The sequence below is a fragment of the Terriglobus sp. 2YAB30_2 genome (assembly GCF_052114765.1).
Classification (GTDB): domain Bacteria; phylum Acidobacteriota; class Terriglobia; order Terriglobales; family Acidobacteriaceae; genus Terriglobus.
Map to the genome: position 1 here is coordinate 13,800 of NZ_JBFRFJ010000003.1, position 24,435 is coordinate 38,234.

Sequence of the window (24,435 nt, forward strand, 5' to 3'; positions counted from 1 at the left end):
ATTGCAAGCTACCCCTTCCCACAAGGTAAGTCAATAGAATCAGGGGTTTCCCTATTTGTTTCTGGGACCGGAAAGAAATGACCGGAATCACAGCAATTCTGTGCTAACGCTGATACTGTTAAACAAGGTTGTCTCCATTATTAAAGGAACAGATTTTGGCAAATACCGTACTCCCACCGACCTCGGAAGTAGAGACGATTAACAGCACGTCTACCGCACCGCAGTCCTTCCTGGTAAGTCCGCCCCTGTTGAAGACTCGGCCCAACACCGACGTTTTGATGGGCCGCGCTGCCCAGGGCGGAAAGATCAATTGGATCACGTCCATCTTCATGGGCGCGTTCCATGTGGGAGCGATTGCCGCGCTCTTCTGTTTCTCCTGGAAGAACCTGGCTGCGTTTGTGGTGCTGTACTTCCTCGCCATCAACGTTGGCATCGGCATGTGCTATCACCGCCTGCTGACGCACCGCGGCTACAAGGTCCCCAAGTGGCTGGAGTACTGCCTGACCATCTGCGGCACGCTCGCCCTTGAAGGCGGACCAATCTTCTGGGTAGCGACACATCGTGTTCACCACCAGCTCAGCGATCACGAGGGCGACCCGCACACGCCGCACGACGGCACATGGTGGGCCCATGCCGGCTGGATCATCTCCGGCCGCACCCTGCATACGCACACCGCGATGCTGGCTCGCTATGCGCCAGACCTGACCAGGGACCGTTTCCAGGTCTTCATGTCGAAGTACCACTGGCTCTCGATCGCCACCGCTGCCGCCATCTGCTACGTCATCGGCGGTTGGTCGATGGTGCTGTGGGGCATCTTCCTCCGTACAGTGCTTGGCCTGCACTCCACCTGGCTGGTCAACTCGGCAACGCACCTGTGGGGAGCGCGCCGCTTTGAGACTCGCGACGACTCCCGCAACAACTGGTGGGTCGCTCTGCTGACCGGCGGCGAAGGCTGGCACAACAACCATCACGCTCACCCGGTAAGCGCCCGTCACGGCCTGCGCTGGTACGAGTTCGATATCAACTACTACGGCATCTGGGTGTTGGAGAAACTTGGTCTCGCCAAGAAGGTCCTGATCGCACAGTGGGATCCGAAAGATCCCCGGCCGGCCGGCAGCTAGTCAAGTATCCATCTATCTCATTGAGGCCCGCAGATGCGGGCCTCAGTTTTTGCCGGTAACGCGCGACCAGCCGGCCATCCTCGGTACACTTAGAGAGCGTTTTCCCTATTGCTGGGGTTCCGGAAGGGTATGCACCGGCGTTTTCATTGCGGAAAACGCCCATAGGATGAGGAATCCCTACATTACACCTACAGGGAAAATGCACTAACTCGTACACTTAAGCCAACCGTGCGCATCCTGACCCGCTACATTTTGCGTGAGTTGCTCTCACACGCCCTTCTCGGCGGCGCACTTTTTACCTTCGTGCTTTTCATGCGCGACCTGGAAAAGATTCTTGAACTGGTCGTGCGCGGTTCGGCGCCCCTGACAGACGTCTTCCGCATCTTTCTCTACACCGTCCCCAATACGCTCACGCTCACCCTGCCCATGTCTGTCCTGGTCGGCGTACTGCTCGGCCTGTCACGGCTCGCGGCCGACTCCGAAGTCACGGCGATGCGAGCCAGCGGCGTCGGCGTGCTGGATTTCACCCGCATCGTCTCTATCGTCGCGGTCGGAGCCTTTTCTCTCGGACTCGCCAACTCGCTCTATCTCGCACCGCGCGCGGCCTCCGCGCTCATCCAGATCGAAAACGAGTTGAAACAGTCGCAGGTCAGCTTCGAGGTGCAGCCGCGCGTCTTCTATGAAGACTTCAAGGACTACGTCCTCTATGTGCAGGATGTCGTGCCCGGCGTCGGTGCAGCGCAGTGGAAGAACGTCTTTCTTGCCGACCTGGCGCATCCTGCCTCGCCGCTCATCACCACTGCAACCGAAGCGGTCGTGGTCAACGGCGGAAACCAGACCCTCCGCATGAGCCTGCATGCGGGCGGTCAGCATCAGATCGCCGCCAACGATCCGAACCAGTACAACATCTCCACCTTTACGGACAGCGACCTGCCGATCAGCGCCGGAGCGTCCGACGACACGCACATCACCCGGCGCAACACTCCCCTGCTAGCGATGCCGCTCCAGGAGTTAATGCGCGCCAATGCGCCAGATCGGATTCTGAGGCGTATCGAGCTGCAGAAGCGCTTCTCCTATCCCTTCGCCTGCTTTGTGCTGGTCCTGGTCGGTGTGCCTCTTGGCCTGTCGTCACGCCGCGGCGGTAAGTCGACGGGCTTCGTGCTGACCATCCTGCTGGTCTTCATCTACTACCTGCTCTCCTCCATCGGAGAAGCGGTCGCACGACAAGGCAAGCTACCCGTCGTAGTGGGCATATGGGCAGCCAATCTCGTCTTTGCACTCGCAGGCATTTTTCTGCTGTGGAGACTTTCAGTGGAGACCATCCCCCTGGGACGGCTTGCCGGCATGGGACAGTGGATAGCCGCCCGTCTCAAGAGGGGTAAGACGCAAGAGCCACAAACCGAACAGGCTGAGATCGTCTCGACAGACCGCGGTGCGCGTAAGACCATCTGGGGCTTCCCCTTGCTGCTGGACGACTACGTCATGCGGCAGTTTGTCGCCAACTTTGCCCTGGTACTCTCGTCGTTCGTGGCATTGTCGCTGATCTTCAGCTTCTTTGAGCTGGTGGGAGATATCATCCGCAACCGTACGCCGCTCGTTACGGTGGGCGACTACCTGCTGAACCTGATCCCGTACATGCTCTACAACCTGGCTCCGCTGTGCGCCCTGATCGCCGTTCTTGTCACCTTCGGCGCATTGAACCGCACCAGTGAGATCACGGCAATGAAGGCCACCGGCATCTCGCTCTACCGCATTGCGGCGCCGGTCCTCGTGCTCGCGGCGGTGTTGGCGGCGCTGCTGTTTACCTTCGACGAGTTCTACCTTCCCTCCGCGAACAAACGTCAGGAAGCCCTGCGCTCGGTCATCAAGGCACGGCCGGCACAAACCTTTTCACGTCCAGACCGGAAATGGATTACCGGTCAGACGAACGGCGGCGAGGATCCGGTCCGTATCTTCTACTATCAGTTCTTCAACCCGGACATGAATTCGTTCGCGAACCTGACCGTCTTCGAGTTCCAGCCCGGAACCTTCGCACTGCAGCGCCGCGTCTTCGCTACCAGCGCGCACTGGGATCAGAGCGCCCATCAATGGATCTTTGAGAATGGCTGGCAGCGCACCTTCGACAAAGAGTCCGTCGCCACCTATCAGCCGTTCACCGTCTCCCTCTTCCCCGAGATCCACGAACAACCCAGTTACTTCAAGAAGGAGTTCGTCGCGGCTCAGGAGATGTCGTTCGCGGATTTGACGCGATACATCAACGACCTGAAACAGTCTGGCTTTGACACCATGCGGCTGCGGGTGCAGTTGAACCACAAGATCGCCTACCCTCTAGTGACCCTGGTGATGGCGATCCTGGCGATTCCGTTTGCACTCTCCATGGGCCGCAAGGGCTCACTGGCCGGCATCGCCGCCGCCATCGGTCTGGCCATCGCCTACTGGGTCATTGCCGGGCTCTTTGAGGCGATGGGCAACGTGAATACGCTACCTCCGATGCTGGCCGCCTGGTCGCCGGATATCCTGTTTGCCTTCGCCGGGGCCTACCTCCTGCTCCGGACTCCGACCTAGGGTGTGTCATCAAACTCCTGTCGTCAGAGCATTTTCCCTGTTGCTAGGTATCCCGGCAGTATCGTGCAGTGGCGTTTTCATTGCGGAAAACGCCCATAGATGCGGAAGCCCTACTTGACACCCACAGGAAAAATGCTCCAGCGTTGCGAGCTCAAATTGGCCCAGACGAGGCGGAGGCCGAAGGCTGTGGCGGGTTCCACAGTCGAGGCCGACAACGAAGTTTGGGCCAATTTGCGCCGCAACCCGAAGGGCCGGGGCAGATTTTCTTCACCCCAGCCAGCAAAGCTGACTGGGGACCCCGATTTCCCGATCTCTTCGTCACTCGTCGTTCCAGTGGACCGGCCACAGTTCTCTCCTCGCTCCTCGATCTCGTAAAAATCTGCTCCCCGCGCTGACGGCACGAGTTTGATGACACACCCTAGAGTTGGTAACCCGGCCCAGCTTTGCTGGCTGGGTGGAAGGGTAGCGGAGAAATCCGCTTTCATTTCTTTCCCGCCGAGTTCACCCCATCCCATATCTGGGCTCCGCCATATCCGATACAGTTAACTGGACGCGCCCCAAGGAGCTTATCCCCACCGTGAAAATTGCTGTTTTCGGCCTTGCCCTCACCACTTCCGCCGTTCTGGCACAGAGCGGAGCTGCTACTCCAAAGCCGGCGGCCTCTCCTGTAACCCGCCGCCCGGCCACGACAGCCGCTCGTAAACCTGCAGGTACGGCCACGAAGGCGGCTCCCGCCGCTGCCCCTGCCGCCAATGCGGCCTTTAACCCCAAAGGAGCTCCGGAAGTCACGGGAACACCTCAGACCCTTTACGCACTGACCTACATCGACACCAAAATCGGTGACGGTCCGCTGGCGGAAGATGAGCGGTTCTACACCGTGCACTACACCGGCTGGCTGCCGGACGGCACCAAGTTTGACTCGTCGGTAGACCGCGGGCAGCCCTTTGTCTTTCCCTACGGCGCCCGGCGGGTCATTATGGGCTGGGACACCGGCTTCGAGGGAATGCACGTCGGCGGCAAACGCCGCATCCTCGTCCCCTGGCAGCTTGCCTACGGAGCTGCCGGCCGTGGCCCGATTCCGCCCAAAAGCCCCCTTGTCTTCGACATCGAGCTGATCGCCCAGGCGGCTACGCCTCCGGAACCGCCTGCACAGCCCGCACAACCTGCACCTTCTACCCCGCCTCCCGCATCTACTCCGCAGCAGCCCAAGTAAGCAGGAGACCGCGCAAAGCTGATGTTTGAACGTCTGTCACCACTGTTTCCCTACCTGAAGCGCTACCGCCGTCAACTGGCGACGGGTGCGGTGGTGACCGTTCTTTATAACGCCAGCAAAATTACGCTGCCGAAGATCATCGGCTCGGCCGTGGATGACATGCGCCTGGGAGTGACCCGGGACAAGATCTTCCATCATGGCCTGTTGCTCTTTGGCGTCGCGGCGCTGAGCGCTGTATTTCTCTACCTGATGCGGCAGATTGTGATCGGCGCCAGCCGCGAGATCGAGTTCGACCTGCGCAACGATCTCTTTGAAAACCTGCTGCGACAGCCGCCCAGCTTCTATCACCAGCACCGAACCGGCGACATCATGGCGCGCACGACCAATGATCTCAACGCGGTGCGTCAGCTTCTGGGTCCAGCCATCATGTACAGCGCCAATACTGTGGTCTTCACAGCGGCCGCGCTTCCCTTCATGTTGAAGATCAGCCCGTGGGTCACGCTGTGCGCCTTTGTTCCCCTGCCCATCGCGTCAGTTGTGGTGCAGTACTTCGGCAGCCGGATCCATACGCGGTTCGAACGCATTCAGGCCATGTTCTCTGAGATCTCCGCCAAGGCCCAGGAGAACTTCTCCGGCGCCCGCTTTATTCGCGCCTTTGCGCAGGAAGAAGCGGAGATCGCCTCATGGGAGACAGCCAATCAGGAGTACATCCGCCGCAGCCTGCTCCTGGTCCGGCTGATGGCCATGCTGTGGCCCACGCTTGAGTTTGTTCTCGGCTTCGCCATGGTCATCACGCTGCTCGTTGGCGGCCATGAAGTAGTAAAAGGACACGTCTCTGCCGGAAACTTCACCGCCTTTGCCATTATCATCGTGCAACTTACCTGGCCGATGATCGCTCTGGGCTGGGTCGTCAACCTCTTCCAGCGCGGAACCGCCTCGGTTGTGCGCATCGACGAGCTGCTGAAGTGGGTTCCACTCATCGACGACTCTGCTGTGGATTCAGCGATCGCAGCCGATCTGAAACTGCGTGGCGATATTGAGTTCCGAAATCTCAGCTTTGCCTACGGCTCCAATGCCGCGGTGCTGCACGATATCACCCTGACGATCCCCGCAGGCTCTTCACTCGCGATCGTCGGTCCTACCGGCTCGGGCAAGTCCACTCTGGTGCATCTGATTCCCCGTCTTCTGGATGCGAAGGGAGACCAGGTGCTGATCGACGGCGTTCCCATCCGTCACTATCCGCTGGATGTCTTGCGCTCCAATATCGGCTTCGTCCCCCAGGAGACCTTCCTCTTCTCAGAGAGCATTCGGGAAAACATCGCCTTCGGTGTCCAGGACGCCACAGACGAACAGATCGTGCATGCCGCCACCACGGCCCACATCGCAAAAGAGATCCAGGAGTTTCCCAACGGATTCGACACCGTCGTGGGTGAGCGTGGCATCACCCTTTCGGGCGGCCAGAAACAGCGCACGGCTATTGCACGCGCTTTGATTCGGGAACCACGCATCTTGATTCTGGATGATGCGCTTGCATCCGTCGACACTTACACCGAAGAGCGCATCCTGAGCGGCCTGAAGCAGGAGATGCAGGATCGCACTACCATCTTCATCTCGCATCGTGTCTCAACGGCCGCAAACGCCGACCAGATTGCGGTTCTCATCGATGGACGTATCGCCGAGCTCGGCACTCACGAAGAGTTACTGATGAAAGGCGGGTATTACACCAGCCTGTTTGAGAAGCAGCAGCTCGAAGAAGAGATTGCCGTCACCGCTTAGGTAGAGCCGTGGGCTTGAAGCCCACGCTCCCACCGACTTTCGCTACCCACAAAGAAGAACGCATCGAGCTCCGCTCGATGCGTTCTTCTTTCATTCAAAAACTTTGGAATTGTCTGAGCTTAGGCGCTCCACCGGGCACCGGCCTGTGCACCGCTCTCGACCATCTGAGCCTGTGCCACCACCGCCGGAACCATCTGTCCCTCGCGCGTACGCAGGTCGCGCGGAAGCACTGTCTGAGCCTCAGGATCGCGTGCCGCGATCGCCCATGCATCACGTACATCACGGACGCACTGGATGACCTCTTCGAAGGTCTCCTTCGAGTTGTAATAGGAGGCCTCCAGAGTGAGCTGGAACATGGCGGCATAGAAATCAGCGAGAGACGTTGTCGTCTTGCCGCACACATCGGTGCGCAGCGTGCTCTGCAGATAGATGAAGATATCGGTTACCCGCTTCACAGCCATACGGCGGCCATAAACATCGTCCTCTTCCACACACTGGACGGCGCGATAAAGATAGCGAAGCACACCATCGTACAGTGCCACGACGAGATCGATGCCGGTAGCTCCGGCGAGAGACTGCTGCTGATATCCGTTCATGGGTTATCCCTTCGTGTTGTAGCCGGTAAGAGCCGAATAGATCTTGTTGATCTGATCGACCTGAGCCGGAATTGACTGGAGGATCTGGTTGGCTGCAGTCAACTGGCTCGTGAGCCTAGTCTTAAAATCGGCAATTCGATCGTCTTCATTAGAGATGCTGTTGTTAAGAGCCTTCTCTTTTGCCGTATTTTCCTGCTGGGCCAGATAGACCACACCTTTCGTCGAGGTGGATCCCAGTCCGTCAACAACAGATTTGAAGTTTTGCCCAAAGCTGTCAGAGTTCTGCAGAAATCCCACTACATCATCGAAGTTGCCATTAAGCGTGGACTCAAGCGCTGTAGTATCCAGACTGAGAGTTCCATCCTTCGCGACAGTGATGCCGAGTTGATCGATGCTCTTGATCGAGCCGGTGCTGGTACCGCCGAACAGAGCGCCTGATAGCGACTGCTGCAACATCGAAAGCGTTGACGTTCCGGACAGAGGCGGGGCTGTACTACCTGAGACTACCTTTGATTGCACAGCGAGTTCCTTCGCTACGGTGTTGTACGCGCTGACGAAGGTGCTGAAGGCGGTCTCGATGGAGCTGTTGTCATTGGCAATCACTACCTGAACCGTCGACGACGGATCTGCCGAGACAAGCTGAAAGGAAACACCTGGAATCGCTCCGGAGACCGTATTGGAGCTGCTGGTGACTCCAACACCATCCACGGTGAGCTGTGCATCGCTCCCAGTCTGCCCCTGATTCATGGTGAGCGCGTTTCCGCTGCCGTCACTCAAACCACCCGTGATGGTCAACTGCCCTGCGGCGCCGCTAGTCTGGCTGACGAACGAGAGCCGTGATCCGCTTGAGTCCGTAATTACGGAAGCACGTACACCGATGCCGGCGAGATTGATCGCCTTTGCATAATCGGCAAGCGTTGAGCCCGAAGCAACATTGACCGTCTGTGCAGTTCCGCTTCCTACCTGAAAGGTAAGGGACCCGCTCACCGATGCGGTAGAGCTGGAAAGCTGACTGGTGTACATGGAGGAGGTCTTGGCCAGCGATGACACCACGACGCTGTGACTGCCGGCAGTGGCCGTACTGGAGGCCGAAGACAGAGAAAGAATATTGTTGTCGGAGCTGGAGCCCTGCTTCTGGGCCATGACGCCGCTGAAGTCCGTCAGGCTCGTCAGAGCGCTATACATCGTCGACAGATCGGTGCCGATCTGCGACAGCACTGTGTCCTGGCTCTGAAGCGAGGTGACCTGGTCTTTCCACGCCGTCTCGACGCCCTGGCGAATGGAGACGATCGACGAGACCGTCGTCGCGACATCGAAGCCCTGGCCGCTGGTGGCGGAACCGAATGCTAAGCCGACTGTACCCATAATGTGTGTTCTCCCCCTGGAAATGGCACGTCAGTGACCAAACCCAATCGGGAGCGAATTAAGTTCCTGCAAGAAAATCGGCGGACGAGCCGTAAGCAACTCGTCCGCCGTGCTGAGGAAGGGTGATTATTGGAGCAGCTTCAGAACCTGCTGCTGCGTCTGGTTGGCCTGCGCCAGGGCGCTGATACCGGTCTGGCTCAGCACCTGGAACTTGGCCAGTTCGCTGGTGGCGGTGGCGTAGTCCGTGGAGCGGACGCTGGACTCGGCCGCGGTCAGGTTTTCGGACTGCGAAGTCGCAACCGACGAAGCAGCTGAGAGCTGGTTGATGTTGGCGCCGATCTGGCCGCGCTGATAAGCAACGCCGGCGATGGCGGTGGTCAGGTTGGTAAGAACGGTCTGGGCGGTGGAAGCCGTCAGGGTGGCGACAGCGGTAGCAGTAAAGTCTACGCTGGTGCCAGCCGCATTCAGACCCACATGAGAGGTGCTGAGAGCGCCGGTCGTGTCGCTGAACACCGTCGCACCCGAGCTGGTGCCGTCAGAGACGAAGATCGTGGTTGCCGTGCTGGAGAATACCGCGTTGCCGTTGAAGTTCGTCGAGGAACCGATGTTGCCGATTTCCGACAGAATGTTCTGGTACTCCTGGTTTGCAGCGCTAACCTGCGAGCTGTTCAGGGTGCCGTTGGCACCCTGGGTGGCCAGGGTCACAGCGCGGTTCAGAAGGTTGGTGACCTGGGAGAGAGCGCCGTCAGCGGTCTGCAACAGACCGATACCGTCGCTGGCATTACGAGCCGACTGGTTCAGAGCGGCAACGTTGGCGTGCAGGCCGTCAGCCAGGGCCAGGCCGGCGGCGTCATCGGCGCCGGAGTTGATGCGCGAACCGGAAGAGAGCTGCGTAAGGGTGTTCTGCAGGTTCTTCTGGGTCGACGCGAGGTTGTTCTGTGCGTAGAGAGCAGAGATGTTGTTAAGGACACTCAGGGACATTGGTATTCACTCCTTTTAATACGTCAAGAAAGAATTGCGCTTTGCCTGCCTGGTGTCCTCTCTTGCGATTAGCACCTCGCGGAAGGCTCCGCGTTCACCTACCTCATCGGTCTGTCCCGAAAGAACATTAGCCAGAAATGTAAAAGTACACAAAAGTAATGCGTTGCCCCCAATGGCCGATAACAAACAGGAATAACGGAGTTAGATCCCCATGATTGAGCTCGCACGCCTGAACGGTCACGCTCTCTACATAAATGCGGACCTTATTAAGTACATTGAGGCCTCCCCGGACACCGTCATCACCCTGGTGACCAACGAGAAGATCATCGTCCTCGAAAGCTGCCAGCAGGTCATCGATCTGGCCCATCAATATAAGGCAAGCCTGCTTCGCTCCACCTGGCCGACAGCCGCGGACGCGCTGGCGGCAAAGTTCGCCCACAACATTGAAGAGACCTCTCGCTAAAAGGAACAGATATGGACATCGCAAGCGTTGCAGGTATTGTTCTGGCCCTACTCGGCATTCTGGGCGGCATGATGATCGAAGGCGGCCAACTCGCCCAGATCACACAGCCGACCGCGGCCATGATCGTCGTTGGCGGCACCGCCGGCGCTGTTATGCTGCAATTTCCCCTCAGCATCTTCCTAGGCGCCCTTAAAAAGGTCGCCTCCGTATTTCTGCATAAGGGAGCGGATAGCCAGGCGCTGGTCAAGCAACTGGTGGATTTTGCCAACAAAGCCCGCAAAGAAGGCATCGTCTCCCTGGATACAGAACTGGCCAAGGTGACCGATCCCTTCCTTAAACAGGCGATGATGCTTGCCGTCGATGGCACGGAGCCGACCGAACTCCGCAAGATCATGCAGCTCGAGCTCGACAACAAGAGCGAGATCGAGGAAAAGATTCCGCAGGTCTTCGAGTCTGCGGGCGGTTTCGCGCCGACCGTCGGCATCATCGGCGCCGTACTCGGCCTGATCCAGGTCATGCAGCACCTCGACAACATCGATGAGGTAGGACGTGGTATCGCGGTCGCTTTCGTGGCAACCATCTACGGTGTGGGACTGGCCAACCTTATCTGTCTCCCCGCCGCCGGCAAGCTGAAGATCCGCCACCGCGAAGAGACCATGATCAAGGAGATGATGCTCGAGGGCGTCGTCAGCATCCTTGAGGGCATGAACCCCCGCATGATGGAAACCAAGCTTCGTACCTTCCTGATGGAACCGGGTCACGCGGAACAAAAGGCATAACGCCATGGGTAAAAAGAAACACGCCGAACACGTCAATCACGAACGCTGGCTCGTCTCTTACGCGGACTTCATCACACTGCTGTTCGCCTTCTTCGTCGTACTCTTCGCCTCATCGCAGAGTGACAAGAAGAAGGAGAAGCAGATGGCCGCAGCGATTAAGGCAGCCTTCTCCGATACGCGTATCTTCGATATGCACTCGGCGACGCCTGCCCTGACCGATGGCGGAGCCAGTGTCGACACCAAACCGATTGAGATGCCGCTTCCCACAGCACCCGAGTTCGGAAGCGGCAACGGCAATGGAAACGGTAGCGGACAGGACGTTGCGGCGCAGATCCGAAAGGCGATCGAACGGGCCGCTGCCAAGCAGATCTCAGCAGGAGCAATCTCAATTCACCAGGCGGCTGACGGATTGACCATCTCGCTGCAAGAGGGAGGCTTCTTCCCCTCTGGCTCGGCGGAGCTTCGAATGGACTCACAGGGAATGCTGGACCATATCATCGCGGCCCTGCCTACGAATATGAAGATCCGCGTCGAAGGCCACAGCGACAATCGTCCCATTCATACGGCACAGTTCGCGTCCAACTGGGAGCTCTCATCGGCACGCGCCTCTGCCATTGCCCGTGAGATGCTGACCCGCGCTAAGTTCGATCCGGCGATGATCTCTGCCGCCGGCTATGCTGAATACCACCCGGTAACCTCCAATGAGACCGAAGCCGGACGGGCCCGAAACCGCCGCGTCGATATCGTGGTGCTCCAGCTTACTTCCGCTCCCCCTCCGCCTCCGATGGCCCCTGCTCCTCGTCGGCCTCACAACGTAGAGTCAACAGCGTCGACCAGCGAACCCGGCATCGTAAAAGATGCGGTACCACCCTCCACACCTTAATCCTGTCCTCTAGCTCCAAGTCGGAGGCCGATGAGCTACTTATTATGCGGGTCAAGGTAGTTAGCGATAGAGCGGTGCAGGTCGGATGCGCCCGCCATCGTCAGGCGCTTTTCTGCGACATCGCCTGCAAACGCCATTTCGTTTGCCGTAACCGCACCGGCAATCACGATATCCAGCAGCTCCGCATGATCAGGTTCTATCTCATAGGCTTTATGGAGAACATCCATCCCTTCATCCATATGGCCGAGGTAAATCTGGCACACACCATATTTGGCAAGGATCAGCGCTGACGCGCCTCCGAGCCTGCGAGCCGTGTTGTAGGCATCGGAAGCGGCCTGGTACTGCTGCTGATGCAGATGGGCGTCGCCAAGCGATTCATAAAGAACAATGCTGGCTGAATGCCTCTCTACTGCATGGATGAACAGTTGGACTGCCTCAGCATAACGCTCCATACGGAGCAGACACACACCCCCGAGAATGATGGCATCGGTATTGGATTCATCCAACTGTATGGCGCGGATCAGGAGGTCCAGTGCGGCCTGCGGATTCTTACCGTACTCCAATTCTCCCCAGCCGAGTTCGTAGGCGGTTCTGCTGTCTTCCGGAAATGCCTCGAAATGGCGTTTGCCAATCTCAAGATAGAGCTCATTCTTGGCAGTTCGCACGGCCTCATCGTCTTCGGCGTGACCGAAGTGATGAATGACGAACGGTGCCTGTCCAATCGAGAGACCAGCTTCTTTAACCCGATGAACGACGGTTTCATGGACAGGCCTTTCGAACCAGACATCCGCATGTCGCCGGAATAACCGCGTATTGACGGATGTAACGTATGCGGGAAAACCCTCTGCTGCTGGAAGCACATGAGGATTCGCCATCGCCCCATCTGCGCCACTTCGGCTATTTACCTGCCGGACGTAATTCCATCGCACAACGTCAAAGGCGGACAAAGCAGTACCCGAAACCAGCGTTCTCAGAAGATTGGCGCCTTTCGGATCGAGCATCTCGTCAGCATCGAGCACAAGAATCCAGTCGCAGGTCGCTTGCCGCAGGACCAGGTTGCGGGCTTCCGCAAAATCACCGTTCCACGGGATCGGCATCCACTCTGCTCCAAATGCCTGGGCAATTTCGGCTGTATCGTCTGTCGACCCCGTATCTCCGATGACGATGCGATCGACGACGGAACGAACGCTCCGCAAACATCGCTCGAGACTGCTTCCTCCATTTTTCACAATCATCGAGAGTTCGATCGTGGATGTACGCATCCTTTGGAGCCCCTTCAAGAGCGATTATCACCCAAGGAAGGGACCCTCTCGGTCGGGGCGTTCCGCTTCGCTTAGCATCCAAAGAGGGGGACCCCTTCCGAAGAACGTATGACCATCTATCTCGCAACTACCAATGCCGGTAAACTGCGCGACTTTGCGGCAATTGCGCTTCAGCACGACGTGACCGTCGACACCTTGCCGGGGCTGGCCTCCATCCCCGAGGCGCCGGAGAATGAACCAACCTTCGAAGGCAATGCGGTCTCCAAGGCTCTGTATTACTCCAGACGTGCTCCGGGGTTGCTGGTGCTGGCTGACGATTCCGGACTCGAGGTTCAGTGCCTGGATGCTGCTCCTGGAGTACGTTCGGCACGCTACGCCGAAGACCAGCACTTCCCTCCCACGCCCGGCTCCACCAAGGATGAACGCAACAATGCCGCGCTGCTGCATGCCCTGGACGGCATTCCCGAGACCTGCAGGCAGGGACGTTACCGCTGCGTGCTTGCCCTGGCACGGGATGGAGAGCTGTTACAGACGGCAGAGGGCTCCGTCGACGGCATCATCCTGCAGTCGCCGCGTGGGGAGAACGGCTTCGGCTATGACCCGCTCTTCTTTCTACCGGAGCTGGACCAGACGATGGCGGAGGTCTCTATCGAACAAAAACAAAGGCTCAGCCATCGTGGCCGAGCCTTTGAGTCACTGTTGCGGCAACTCGATACCTAGGCCGCATTACTCTGCCAGTTTGAACTCCGGTTCCGCCTCGCTCCAGGCCATGCGCAGGCCGTGCCAGAAAGGCGCTGAACCCATCATGCGGACCGCCGTCAGGCTGGCGCCGATGTACCAGGGCGCCCGTCCCTTCTGCCACATTGCCGAGACCGGCTGCATGACACCGTTCGAATCCGGGTGGAAGACCCGCTCATCCCACTTACGGGAACCTTCCGGGAACTCCGGGTAGTTGCGGATGGCGGCCAGGGTCGACTCCAGCACGCGGTGCTTCCAGGGCTCGGCGTACTGCGGCATGAAGTGTACGTGGCTCACGCGCTCCACCCGAACCTCTTGCACGAACTCCGCAAAGCTGGTCGCGCGCGTCAGGTTGACGTTCGCATTCGGCTCCGTACCGTGACGGTCTCCACCGCTGATCAGAAGCATGCCCCAGCGCTCCGCCAGACCGATCACATCCCGGTTCTCGTGCCAGTTGCGCAGGCCGTTCAGCTCCAGAGCGTGGACAAAGCCGCCGCAATCACGCAGGAAACGCTCAACCTCGATGAGATGGCGCTCGGTTCCGATGTCGTACAGGTCCCACAGGGGGTGATTGAAGATGATCAGAACCTGCTTGATCTCATGCAGCTCCGCCAGAATCGAGCGCAGCTCCTGCTCGTTCGGCGTAGCGGTCATCGCCTCCATACGAGCCATCCACTGCTGGCAGGTCCCGGCCGGAAGGTTATGGATTCCCAGGTGGAAAGTCGTGATTCCAAACGGCGCGCTCCACTCCACGCTGATCGGCAGATCTTCAGCCGCATTGGTGGCGCGCAGCAGCAGAGGAGCGTTGATGTCGTCGTGGTCGCTGATGGAGACCATACCCGACAGCTGCAGTCCGTTTTCGATCTGTCCGCGCTCCAGGTCCAGCGACTGCATCGGCGTCAGGGGCGGCGTCCAGTAGGCACGGTCGAAGTCCAGCTTCAGGCCATATTCGCCGGCGCATTTTTCTTCCCGCGAGCGGACAAACTTCTCCAGCCAGGGAATCTTGTTGCCCATCGCGGCGATAAAGTTCAGCGTCTCCTTGGACTGGTTCGTATGACTGTGCAACGAGACACCGCTCCGAAACACCCGGGTATTCACACGTTCTTTCCAGCTACAGGTAATGACGCTTGACATCGGTCAGGCCCTCCGTCCCTAAGGTCGCCCGAAATACGTCAACAGGCGTTCAGCGCCAAAAGAACAGTCGATGAAAAGTGCACCAAAATTGGTACAACACAAAATTCGCACATTTTTCCGATAATCGCACACGAGAGGCCGCTTTTCCTTGACCCCGGTTTTCCAGGGGCGGAATAATACGGTTGCCGCAGCTTCAGGCTGACATTCGTACTAGAGGAGCGACCTCTCATTATGGCGACAACCGCCTCAGCACCGCCCGCCACCCCGCAGTTGAAGGGCGTTCAGCCGCTCCGCGCAGGCGAAGGCAACTCCTTTCTCTGGCGCCGTCTGCACTCGCTGACCGGCATTGTGCCGATCGGCGCCTTCCTCATCGAGCACATTGTTTCGAATTTCGAGGTCGTCAACGGTCCGCTGGCTTATGCGCAGCAGGTCAAGTTCCTGAACGGCCTGCCCCTGGTGCGGGTGCTGGAGTGGGGCCTGATCTTCATCCCTCTGCTCTACCACGCGCTCTATGGCGTCTTTATCGCTGTTCGCGGACGCAGTAACGTGAATGTTTATCCGTGGGCTGGGAACGTGATGTATTACTCGCAGCGCGCCACCGGTCTGATTGCGTTCGCCTACATCCTCTATCACGTCCTGACCCAGCGGTTTATGGGAGTGAGCCTGCCCGAGCATCCTGGCCTCGCATATGCCAAAGTACAGTTTGAGCTGCTGTCGCACTGGTATGCGATTCCGGTCTATGTCATTGCGATGATTGCCACCTGCTGGCACTTCGCCTATGGCATCTGGCTGTTTGCCGCCAAGTGGGGCATCACGCCGGGCAATGTTGCCCGCAAGCGCTTCGGCTGGGTTTGCGCGATCGGCGGGACCGCGCTCTGCATTATGGGCCTGGTCAGCATCTTTACCGTGGCATACAGCCGCCCATATTCGCCTGATGATGTGATGCCGGCGCAGTACGACAACGTCGTCGCACCTACGGTTCCACCGCAGCAGTAACTCGAAGAAGGACACACACAAGACTATGGCTGCAGCTACACCCAGGATTATTGTCGTTGGCGGCGGACTTGCCGGTCTCTCCGCCGTCATCAAGATCGCCGAAGCCGGCGGTAAGGTCGACCTGTTCTCCGTCGTTCCGGTAAAGCGTTCGCACTCCGTGTGCGCGCAGGGTGGCATCAATTCCGCCAAAAACCTGAAGGGCGAAGGCGACACACCGTTCAAGCACTTCGACGACACCATCTACGGCGGTGACTTCCTCGCCAACCAGACGCCCGTCAAGGCCATGTGCGAGCAGGGACCGGCCATCATCGATCTTCTGGATCGCATGGGTGTGCCGTTCAATCGCACTCCCGAGGGCCTGCTGGACTTTCGCCGTTTCGGTGGAACGCTCTATCACCGCACCGCCTTCGCCGGCGCTACCACCGGACAGCAGCTTCTTTACGCGTTGGACGAGCAGGTGCGCCGCTTCGAGTCTGAGGGCAAGGTCCAGAAGTACGAGGGCTGGGAGTTTCTGTCAGCCATCCTCGACACCAAGGGAGCCTGCCGCGGCATCGTGGCCATGAACCTTCGCTCCATGGAGCTGAAGACCTTCCCCGCCGACGCCATCATTATCTGCACCGGCGGCAATGGCGCCATCTTCGGCAAGTCCACCAACTCGGTGGTCTGCACCGGATCCGCCCAGGCTGCGCTCTATCAGCAGGGCGCCTACTACGCCAACGGCGAGTTCATCCAGGTGCACCCGACCGCCATCCCCGGTGAAGACAAGCTGCGCCTGATGTCAGAGTCGGCCCGTGGCGAAGGTGGCCGCGTATGGGTTCCGAAGGATCGGAACGACAAGCGCCAGCCGAACTCCATTCCTGAGACTGAGCGCTGGTACTTCCTGGAAGAGTGGTATCCGAAGTACGGCAACCTCGTCCCGCGTGACGTTGCGACCCGCGCCATCCACAAGGTGGTGTACGAGCATGGCATGGGCCTCGACGGCCAGCCGATGGTCTACCTCGACGTCTCGCACCTGGCGCCGGAGCGCCAGCACAAGCTCGAAGGCATTCTCGAGATCTACGAGAAGTTCGTCGGTGACGATCCGCGCAAGGTCCCGATGAAGATCTTCCCCGGCATGCACTACACCATGGGCGGCCTGTGGGTGGACTTCAACCAGATGACCAACATCCCCGGCGTCTTCGCCGCGGGTGAGGCCGACTACTCCATCCACGGCGCGAACCGCCTGGGCGCGAACTCGCTGCTCTCGTGCATCTACGGAGGTTTTGTCGCCGGACCGAAGGCAATGGAATACGCCAAGGGGCTGGCGCCGCAGGAGAGTGACGGCGGTCATGCCGCTGAGCTCATCCGCCAGCAGCAGTACAACAACATTCTGCTGAACAACCAGGGCACGGAGAATCCGTTCCAGATCTGGCGCGAGCTGGGCGACACAATGACCCGCCACGCCACGATCATCCGCTACAACGCGGGTCTTCGCGAGGCGGATCAGAAGATCGTCGAGCTGATCGAGCGCTACAAGAAGATCAACCTCTCGGACAAGAGCCAGTGGGCCAATACCAGCTTTGCCTTCGCCCGCCAGCTCTACAATATGCTGCAGCTTGCCCGCGTGATCGTTCAAGGCGCGGAGCTGCGCGACGAGAGCCGCGGCGCACACTACAAGCCGGACTTCCCGGAACGCAATGACGAGAAGTTCCTGAAAACGACCAAGGCGGTCTACGACGACAACAGCGACGCGCCGAAGTTCGAGTGGGAAGACGTTGATACCAGCCACATCAAGCCGCGGCCTCGCCGCTACGACGCCACCGCGTAAGGGAGAACAGAATGCCGACCACGATTGAAGTCGAAATCAAGCGTCAGAATGGTCCGGACGGCACAGGCGCTGTCGAGAATTTCTCGATTCCCTATCGCCCGAATATGAACATCACCTCTCTTCTGGGCGAGATCGCGCTGAATCCCGTCACCAAAGAGGGCAAGGCGACCACACCGATCACCTACGATTCGAACTGCCTGGAAGAGATCTGCGGTTCCTGCGCCATGCTGATCAATGGCAAGGCCCGCATGGCGTGCTCGGCCCTGGTGGACAAGATGCTGGAAGAGGGGGGCGGTAAGATCAAGCTTGCTCCGCTGTCGAAGTTCCCCGTGGTGCGAGATCTGGCGGTCGACCGCGCTGTCCTCTTCGAGAACCTGAAGAAGGTCAAGGCGTGGGTGCCGATCGACGGTACTTACGATCTGGGCGCAGGCCCCAAACAGGCTCCGCACATCCAGGAACAACGCTATCCGCTCTCGAACTGCATCTCCTGCACCATCTGCATGGAGGTCTGCCCGCAGTTCAACGACGTAACCAACTTCGTCGGCGCGGCCACGATCGGCCAGGCCAAGCTCTTCAACATGGACCCCTCGGGTTCCGTACTGAAGGAAGAGCGCCTGCGCGCGCTCGCCGGCGACGGCGGCGTGCAGGAGTGCGGCTTCGCCCAGAACTGCGTCCAGGCCTGCCCCAAGGGGCTTCCGCTCACCGAGGCCATCAGCGATATCGGCCGCGATGTCTTCGTGCAGAAGGTCAAGGACTTCTTCCGCGCCTAGCCGACAAAAATGCAAAGGGCTGCCAGGCATGTGCCGGCAGCCCTTCGTGTTTTAACGGAGACGTTTACTTAACACCGTTCTCCGGATTCCAGGTTCCGTGCAGCTTGCGAACAAAGAGCATCTGGCCGACGTGATAGGCATTGTGTGTGCTGATGTGTGCGATGTCAGTGGCGTGCTTCTGCAGGTCCGCTTCAGAACAGCTCGCGACATAAGCCTCAAGATCCGTAAGGACCTTATCGAGGTCTTTCTGCGTCTGTGCCCAGTTGGCGGCGTTGAAAGCGTTGAAGGTCTCGTCGTTGTTGCCGTTGAACTTGGGGACGGGCTTGCCGGTCATCTTTGCAAGCTGTTCGCCGTTCCAGAAGATAAGGTGGTTGGCGAGTTGCCCGACGGAATGATTGCCGGAGCCGTCAGTCCAGGCAGCCTGCTCCGGAGTGAGCCCGGCGACTGCATCGTTAGCTGGGACAAACCATTCTTTGCTGTTGTGGGTGGATTTGAGCTGCGACAACAAAACCGAGCGCAGAGTGGGTGGAGCTTCCGGTTTCTTCGTTTGTGCCAAAGCTAAAGCCGGAGCCGCAAGAAGAGCGAGGACAAGCAGTCGTTTCATAGACACGTCCAGCGGGATTTTGAAGTACAAGGCATTCTACGCACTTCGCGAAGGTACGGTCCCCCCCAAAGCAAATGTCAGTATCGGGCAGCCGTATACACTTGTTTGCCATGAACCGCTGGCTGAACTGGACCGTGGGGCTAATCTATGTCTCAATCGTCAGCTTTGTCATTTTTTGGCTGCTAGGTGGCAGTTTGCATGGCGATGGCGGCTGGGTGGCCATGATCTTCCTCTGCACTGGATACCTGTCGACCCTGGCCACACCTGTCTGTTTCGTTCTTTTTCTTGCAACGGCTATTCGTAATAAACGGCGCGGCAAATCCTTCTGGTACGCCTGATCTTTAGCTCTTTCTTAACTGCACTAGGCGTCCCGTCATGGCGGAGATATCGCTCAGAGCGGCATCGCTGACTTCCGTTGAACGTTGCCGTCTTGCTTCGCGGATCTCGGGCTCTTTTCCTTTGATCTGATACTTCGTCTGCCGCGCGCTCGCCATTGTATTGACCCATCTCTGCGCCTCGGACTGTACGGCAGCGCTCTGTCCTCCCTGGGCCGCCTGAGCGATCACGGCGTCGGTCTGGGGCGTCTGCGCAAAGAACATCGCGGTCAGCAGCGTTGTCCTGGTCTCATCCTTCTTCGCCTTGTTGAACTCTGCCACCAGAACATCGGCCCATTTGCTTTCGGGAAGAGGGAGCAGCAGAAAAACAAGCGCCATCGGGCGCTTGAGGGTCATGTTCTGCTGGGTGAACGTCACCGTGAACTTCGGGTCGTCCAGAAGGTGCAGCGCTGCCTGGGTTACATCAGCGCCGTCGACCGCCAGGCGATGCACCATGTTGAAGTACGCCAACGGAGTGACATCAGCCAGATCCGTACTCGGAAGCGAATCGGCCACAAGCTGCTCATCGTCAGGAGAGTGGCTCATGCTCAGCAGCAGAGCGGCGCCGTCATACCGGAAAAAACGCGGTGTCGCGGAGTTCTTCAACTCCACACGCAGCATGGGCAACATCGCCGCAGGGTCGGCCTTCACGTCCTTCCAGAAGGAGTCCATCTCGGAGGCCTTCTCCTTCTGCTGTGCAGGAGTCACCAGGTGCGGGGAAAAGTTGTAGACATTGGTGACGCGGGTATGAAAATCCCGCTGGGTGGAGTCTGTCACCTGCCCCAAGGCCGGTCCGGCGATGAGACAGGCGAGCATCCATCCCATAAAAACACGTGCTCGCATTAACTTCCTCCTCACAATTAGATGCGGTACCCTAACCCTTCATCACTGAGAAACAGCATGAAAATTACAGCCGCCGCGCTTTTGACCCTCCTCGCCCTCCCCCTTTCGGCACAGGATACGCAGCCAGCCTGGGTAAAGACCTCCGACGCCTATACCCAGCTCCTGCTCGATCTGGACAAGAAATATTCGCCGGAGGAGGCCTCTGCGCAGGGCCTCTCCCAGTTCGACGCCGAGATCTCTATCCCGACACGCGCCAATGAAGACGCCAAACGCAGGGATGCGGAGGCCGTCGTGGCCAAACTCGCCGCGGCGGAAAAGACGGAGAAGGAGGAACTGGTCCGCCAGGACCTGGAAATCCTGATCGACAGCTCCGAGCGCGATTTCAAGCACGAGGACTACTCCCGTGCGCACTCCGTACCATTCATCAACGCCGCCGGATATGTCTATGGCGGGATTGAAGCTCTACTGGACGACCAGGTGGCTGCTGACCGGCGTAAAGCGGCCGTCGTCCGCCTGGCGAAGTACACCGGCCAGGTGAAAGGCTTTCAGCCGATTACGGCGATCCTGCGCCAGCGTACGGAAGAGCAGATCGCCAAGCCGAACATGATCTATCCGTCGAAGCTGCGGATGGAGACAGAACTCTCCCGTAATAAGGCTCGGATCGACGGAATCGCCGAGCTCTTCAAGAAGTACAAACTTACCGGCTGGGAGGCCAACTACGCGCTGCTGCAGAAGCAGATCGCGGATTACGATGCCTGGCTCAAGACGACGGTCCTTCCCAAGGCACGGACCGACTTCCGCCTGCAGCCGGAAGAGTATGCTCTGAACTTCGCCGATTACGGCATCGACATCTCCCCGGCCCAGATTTCCCGGATGGCTCACGCGGCATTCCTGGACTACCAGGCGCAGATGCAGCGAGTAGCTACCCGGATCGCAACGGAACAGCACCTTCCCAACTCCGACTACCGGACCGTGATTCAACAACTGAAGCAGAAGCAGCTCTCGAACGATGAGATTCTGCCGTTCTACGAAAAACGCCTGCATGCGATTGAAGAGATCATCCGGACGCAGCATCTGGTCACTCTGCCGGACCGCCCGGCGATCATCCGCCTGGGCACACCGGCCGAGTCTGTACAGCAGCCGGCGCCGCACATGGTGCCTCCTCCGTTCCTGAACAACACCGGCCAACGCGGCGTCTTCGTGCTGCCGCTCAATATGCCCGCCGCCAACGGCAACACCGCGCAGAAGGTGGACGACTATACCTACGATGCCGCGACATGGACCTTGATCGCACACGAGGCACGTCCCGGCCACGAACTCCAGTTCGACTCCATGGTGGAACACGGCGTCTCTAAGGCGCGCGCGTTGTTTGCCTTCAATTCAACGAACGCCGAAGGCTGGGGCCTCTACGCTGAATACATCACGCTGCCCCATATGCCGCTTGAGGGCCAGTTGATCAGCCTGCAGTTCCGCCTGTTGCGTGCAGCACGCGCCTTCCTGGACCCCGAACTGCAGGCCGGCAAGATCACCCCGCAGGAGGCGATGCGCGTACTTACCGAAGATGTCGGGATGTCGGTTCCCTTCGCCAACCAGGAGGTAGAGCGTTACACCTTCCGCATGCCGGGTCAGGCCAACAGCTACTTCTATGGCTATACACGCCTGCTGGAGTTGCGGAAGTCGACCGAAGCTGCACTGGGACCGAAGTTCAATGCGCAACGCTTCCACGACTTCATCCTGGCGCAGGGCCTGCTGCCTCCAGGATTGATGAAGAAGGCGGTCGAAGACCATTTCATTCCCGACGAACAGAAGCGATAGAGCATTTTCCTGTAGGTGTAGCGCAGGGCTTGTGCTTCTATGGGCGTTTTCCGTAATGAAAACGCCGCTGCACTCCTCTTCCGGAATACCCAGTGATAGGGGAAAATGCTCTAAAGCATTTTCCTGCAGGCGCTCTAGTTTGAACGATGAAGAAAGCCCCGCTCATAGCGGGGCTTCTCTCTTCTATTCGGGTTCACGCTCGTGGCGCTACGTCGTGAAGATTTACTTGGTAAAGATCTTACTCCCAGGTATCTTGCCTTCGTTCTGCTTCATGCGTTGTTGACCGCGACGAGCCGATTCCATCGCCTGCTGATCCTTCTTATTCAGGTTCTGGGTATCTCCTTCGCGATGCACGAGTGCTTCATGCGAGGGGCGGGCTGGATCTTTGGTCGAATTTACGCCGGTTCCCATAGTGAATTTACCTCTCTGGCCATACTCTGACGTCGGCGCCTTATCGGGCGTTGCCCGCAACAAAGAAAGCCCACTGGAGCATTTTCGCTGTCGCTGGGTATCCGGAAAGGGCGTGCAGCGGCGTTTTCTTTGCAGAAAACGCCCATAAGTGCGAAAGCATTACACCTTCAGGAAAAATGCTGGTCGCAGGGCTTTCCCTCTTCTATTCGGGTTCGCGCTCGCAGCGCTACTTCGTGAAGATTACTTGCTGAAGAGCCTGGTGCCGGGGATTCTTCCCTGGTTCTTCTTCATGCGTTGCTCACCGCGGCAAGCCGCTTCCATTGCCTGCTTCTTTATGTGCTCGGGCTCGTGTAAATGCTCTATATCCACGTGTTCCCTATCCACATGCTCTCTATCCACATGCTGTGTATCCACATGCTCGGTATCCACGTGTTCCCTTCCTCCGCGATGCACCAGCGCCTCGGGAGACGGGCTTGCCGGATCATTGGTCGATTTCGCGCCCATATCCATGGTGAATCACCTCTTCTAATGTGTGTTTGACGCAGGCCGAGGGGTAGAGGTCTCTAGCCATTGCGTTCCCGGAAAACGATGCCTTTCCTTTCGAACCTGGCGCACAATCCGGCATCACTTTGAATTCCGAACTCTTAGCGAGAACCGCTACCATAGAGCAGCACCGATCCAACTGCCCATGAGACTCTCTCTCCCCATCGCCATCGCTGCTGGAAGCCTGTTCCTGGTATCCACCGTTTACAGCCAGCAGACCGTAACTCGAAAGAAGGCTATGCAATCAGATCCCGCCAAAGTTCACGCCGAAGCTCTCGTCATTGACACCCACGCCGACACACCACAGCGTTTTGTCGACGAAAACTGGGATTTCTTTGAGCCGCTGAACGGCGGCATGGTGAACTACGAATCCGCTAAAAAGGGCAACCTCGACGCCGAGTTTTTCTCCATCTGGGTCGATCCATCGCAGTATCCGGCCAACCGTTCGGCGGTACGCACTCTTTCCTTGATCGACGGGGTTCTGGAACAGGTGCGCAAACACCCGGACAAGATGGCGCTGTGCCGTACACCCGACGAGATTCTCGCCGCGCATAAGGCCGGCAAGTTCGTCGCCTGCATGGGGATTGAGGGCGGCCACTCCATCGAGAACAACCTCGGCCTGCTGCGTGACTACTACCGCCTCGGGGTTCGCTACATGACCCTCACCTGGTCCAATACCAATGACTGGGCAGACTCCTCGGGCGATATCGACGACCCCACCGTAAAGCACCACAACGGGCTGACCGACTTCGGCAAACAGGTCGTCGCGGAGATGAACCGCCTGGGCATGATGGTTGACATCTCGCACGTTGCCGACAAGACCTTCTGGGACGTGGTTGAGGTCACCAAAGCTCCGCTGCTGGCATCTCACTCCTCAGCACGAGCCCTGACTCAGGCCGGTCGCAACCTTACTGACGACCAGCTTCGCGCTGTCGCAAAAACGAACGGCGTAGTGATGGTGAACCTGTTCCCTGCCTTCATCGACGAGAAGTGGAGACAGGCCTGGAACGACTGCAAGGCCGACCGCCAGAAAGAACAGGACGCACTCGAAGCCGAATACCACGCCAAAGGCATTCCAGTTCCCTACACGGCATCTGACGCGATCGATCGCAAATATGCGGCAAAGGTGGGACGCGCACCATTCGATTCGCTGATCGATCACTTTGATCACGTCATCAAGGTGGCCGGCATCGACCATGTAGGCATCGGTACTGACTTCGACGGCATTCCGCAGCCGCCTGGAGGTATCGACTCCGCAGCCGATCTGCCAAAGATTACGGCAGCCCTGATGGCCCGCGGATATACCGCGGATGACATGAAGAAACTGCTCGGCGGCAACCTGATCCGTGTCTTCCGCGAGGTTCAGGCGAAGGCCGAGCCTTCGTTTCAGTAACGT

The 24,435-nt window shown here is 58.6% G+C and carries 23 protein-coding genes; 14 read left to right on the top strand and 9 right to left on the bottom strand.

Going from position 1 to position 24,435, the window contains the following annotated elements; all coding sequences use genetic code 11:
- The first annotated feature begins 155 nt into the window (after positions 1-155).
- The 4 genes from AB4Y89_RS05405 to AB4Y89_RS05420 all read left to right on the top strand — a co-directional run bounded on the left by AB4Y89_RS05405 (position 156) and on the right by AB4Y89_RS05420 (position 6,675).
- Positions 156-1,121 carry an acyl-CoA desaturase gene (locus tag AB4Y89_RS05405; RefSeq protein WP_442299888.1) on the top strand — a complete coding sequence of 322 codons (966 nt, stop codon included), beginning with the start codon at positions 156-158 and terminating at the stop codon, positions 1,119-1,121.
- Positions 1,122-1,349: 228 nt separating this feature from the next.
- Positions 1,350-3,686: an LPS export ABC transporter permease LptG gene (lptG, locus tag AB4Y89_RS05410; protein ID WP_442299889.1), complete on the top strand. Its 2,337-nt coding sequence runs from the start codon at positions 1,350-1,352 to the stop codon at positions 3,684-3,686.
- Positions 3,687-4,263: 577 nt separating this feature from the next.
- Positions 4,264-4,899 carry an FKBP-type peptidyl-prolyl cis-trans isomerase gene (locus AB4Y89_RS05415; protein WP_442299890.1) on the top strand — a complete coding sequence of 212 codons (636 nt, stop codon included), beginning with the start codon at positions 4,264-4,266 and terminating at the stop codon, positions 4,897-4,899.
- Between the two features lie 21 nt (positions 4,900-4,920).
- Positions 4,921-6,675, top strand: coding sequence for an ABC transporter ATP-binding protein (locus tag AB4Y89_RS05420; protein WP_442299891.1), 1,755 nt, complete (start codon positions 4,921-4,923; stop codon positions 6,673-6,675).
- A 119-nt stretch (positions 6,676-6,794) separates the two neighbouring features.
- Here the strand turns inward: AB4Y89_RS05420 and fliS are convergent, their stop codons facing one another.
- The 3 genes from fliS to AB4Y89_RS05435 all read right to left on the bottom strand — a co-directional run bounded on the left by fliS (position 6,795) and on the right by AB4Y89_RS05435 (position 9,617).
- Positions 6,795-7,271 carry a flagellar export chaperone FliS gene (fliS, locus tag AB4Y89_RS05425; protein WP_442299892.1) on the bottom strand — a complete coding sequence of 159 codons (477 nt, stop codon included), beginning with the start codon at positions 7,269-7,271 and terminating at the stop codon, positions 6,795-6,797.
- Positions 7,272-7,274: 3 nt separating this feature from the next.
- The gene (gene fliD, locus AB4Y89_RS05430) at positions 7,275-8,636 is read right to left on the bottom strand and encodes a flagellar filament capping protein FliD (RefSeq protein ID WP_442299893.1); all 1,362 of its coding nucleotides are present in this window, start codon (positions 8,634-8,636) and stop codon (positions 7,275-7,277) included.
- Between the two features lie 126 nt (positions 8,637-8,762).
- A complete protein-coding gene (locus AB4Y89_RS05435) occupies positions 8,763-9,617 on the bottom strand; it encodes a flagellin (RefSeq protein WP_442299894.1) in 855 nt (284 codons plus the stop codon).
- 211 nt (positions 9,618-9,828) lie between these two features.
- Here AB4Y89_RS05435 and AB4Y89_RS05440 point away from each other — a divergent pair, with 211 nt between their 5' ends.
- Genes AB4Y89_RS05440 through AB4Y89_RS05450 form a run of 3 tightly spaced genes read left to right on the top strand, consistent with a single transcriptional unit; the run spans position 9,829 to position 11,742 of the window.
- Positions 9,829-10,080 carry a flagellar FlbD family protein gene (locus AB4Y89_RS05440; protein ID WP_442299895.1) on the top strand — a complete coding sequence of 84 codons (252 nt, stop codon included), beginning with the start codon at positions 9,829-9,831 and terminating at the stop codon, positions 10,078-10,080.
- A gap of 11 nt (positions 10,081-10,091) precedes the next feature.
- Positions 10,092-10,859: a flagellar motor protein gene (locus AB4Y89_RS05445; protein ID WP_442299896.1), complete on the top strand. Its 768-nt coding sequence runs from the start codon at positions 10,092-10,094 to the stop codon at positions 10,857-10,859.
- A gap of 4 nt (positions 10,860-10,863) precedes the next feature.
- Positions 10,864-11,742, top strand: coding sequence for a flagellar motor protein MotB (locus AB4Y89_RS05450; protein ID WP_442299897.1), 879 nt, complete (start codon positions 10,864-10,866; stop codon positions 11,740-11,742).
- 35 nt (positions 11,743-11,777) lie between these two features.
- On the opposite strand, the gene AB4Y89_RS05455 is transcribed toward AB4Y89_RS05450, so the two are convergent.
- Positions 11,778-13,004, bottom strand: coding sequence for a glycosyltransferase (locus AB4Y89_RS05455; protein WP_442299898.1), 1,227 nt, complete (start codon positions 13,002-13,004; stop codon positions 11,778-11,780).
- 108 nt (positions 13,005-13,112) lie between these two features.
- Here AB4Y89_RS05455 and AB4Y89_RS05460 point away from each other — a divergent pair, with 108 nt between their 5' ends.
- The gene (locus tag AB4Y89_RS05460; RefSeq protein WP_442299899.1) at positions 13,113-13,724 is read left to right on the top strand and encodes a non-canonical purine NTP pyrophosphatase; all 612 of its coding nucleotides are present in this window, start codon (positions 13,113-13,115) and stop codon (positions 13,722-13,724) included.
- Between the two features lie 6 nt (positions 13,725-13,730).
- On the opposite strand, the gene AB4Y89_RS05465 is transcribed toward AB4Y89_RS05460, so the two are convergent.
- Complete coding sequence (locus tag AB4Y89_RS05465; protein WP_442299900.1) at positions 13,731-14,876, bottom strand: hypothetical protein; 1,146 nt, start codon at positions 14,874-14,876, stop codon at positions 13,731-13,733.
- A gap of 231 nt (positions 14,877-15,107) precedes the next feature.
- On the opposite strand from AB4Y89_RS05465, the gene AB4Y89_RS05470 reads away from it, so the two are divergent.
- From AB4Y89_RS05470 to sdhB, 3 genes are read left to right on the top strand one after another with little or no spacing between them, the layout of a single operon-like run.
- Positions 15,108-15,872 (top strand): succinate dehydrogenase, encoded by a 765-nt coding sequence (locus AB4Y89_RS05470; RefSeq protein ID WP_442299901.1) that lies wholly within the window; start codon positions 15,108-15,110, stop codon positions 15,870-15,872.
- Between the two features lie 25 nt (positions 15,873-15,897).
- Entirely contained in the window at positions 15,898-17,679 is a 1,782-nt protein-coding gene (gene sdhA / locus AB4Y89_RS05475; protein ID WP_442299902.1) for a succinate dehydrogenase flavoprotein subunit, read from the top strand.
- 11 nt (positions 17,680-17,690) lie between these two features.
- Entirely contained in the window at positions 17,691-18,449 is a 759-nt protein-coding gene (sdhB, locus tag AB4Y89_RS05480; protein WP_442299903.1) for a succinate dehydrogenase iron-sulfur subunit, read from the top strand.
- Between the two features lie 64 nt (positions 18,450-18,513).
- Here the strand turns inward: sdhB and AB4Y89_RS05485 are convergent, their stop codons facing one another.
- Positions 18,514-19,053 carry a DinB family protein gene (locus AB4Y89_RS05485; RefSeq protein ID WP_442299904.1) on the bottom strand — a complete coding sequence of 180 codons (540 nt, stop codon included), beginning with the start codon at positions 19,051-19,053 and terminating at the stop codon, positions 18,514-18,516.
- Between the two features lie 110 nt (positions 19,054-19,163).
- Here AB4Y89_RS05485 and AB4Y89_RS05490 point away from each other — a divergent pair, with 110 nt between their 5' ends.
- On the top strand, positions 19,164-19,391 hold the full coding sequence (locus AB4Y89_RS05490) for a hypothetical protein (RefSeq protein ID WP_442299905.1): 228 nt from the start codon (positions 19,164-19,166) through the stop codon (positions 19,389-19,391).
- A 3-nt stretch (positions 19,392-19,394) separates the two neighbouring features.
- On the opposite strand, the gene AB4Y89_RS05495 is transcribed toward AB4Y89_RS05490, so the two are convergent.
- Entirely contained in the window at positions 19,395-20,270 is an 876-nt protein-coding gene (locus tag AB4Y89_RS05495; protein WP_442299906.1) for a hypothetical protein, read from the bottom strand.
- Positions 20,271-20,327: 57 nt separating this feature from the next.
- Here AB4Y89_RS05495 and AB4Y89_RS05500 point away from each other — a divergent pair, with 57 nt between their 5' ends.
- Positions 20,328-22,085, top strand: coding sequence for a DUF885 domain-containing protein (locus tag AB4Y89_RS05500; protein WP_442299907.1), 1,758 nt, complete (start codon positions 20,328-20,330; stop codon positions 22,083-22,085).
- Positions 22,086-22,307: 222 nt separating this feature from the next.
- Here AB4Y89_RS05500 and AB4Y89_RS05505 read toward each other — a convergent pair whose 3' ends face one another.
- Entirely contained in the window at positions 22,308-22,496 is a 189-nt protein-coding gene (locus AB4Y89_RS05505) for a hypothetical protein (protein ID WP_442299908.1), read from the bottom strand.
- 240 nt (positions 22,497-22,736) lie between these two features.
- Positions 22,737-23,006 (bottom strand): hypothetical protein, encoded by a 270-nt coding sequence (locus AB4Y89_RS05510; RefSeq protein ID WP_442299909.1) that lies wholly within the window; start codon positions 23,004-23,006, stop codon positions 22,737-22,739.
- A 178-nt stretch (positions 23,007-23,184) separates the two neighbouring features.
- Between AB4Y89_RS05510 and AB4Y89_RS05515 the strand changes: the two genes are divergently transcribed.
- Positions 23,185-24,432, top strand: a complete 1,248-nt coding sequence (locus AB4Y89_RS05515; RefSeq protein WP_442299910.1) for a dipeptidase — start codon at positions 23,185-23,187, stop codon at positions 24,430-24,432.
- Positions 24,433-24,435 lie beyond the last annotated feature (3 nt).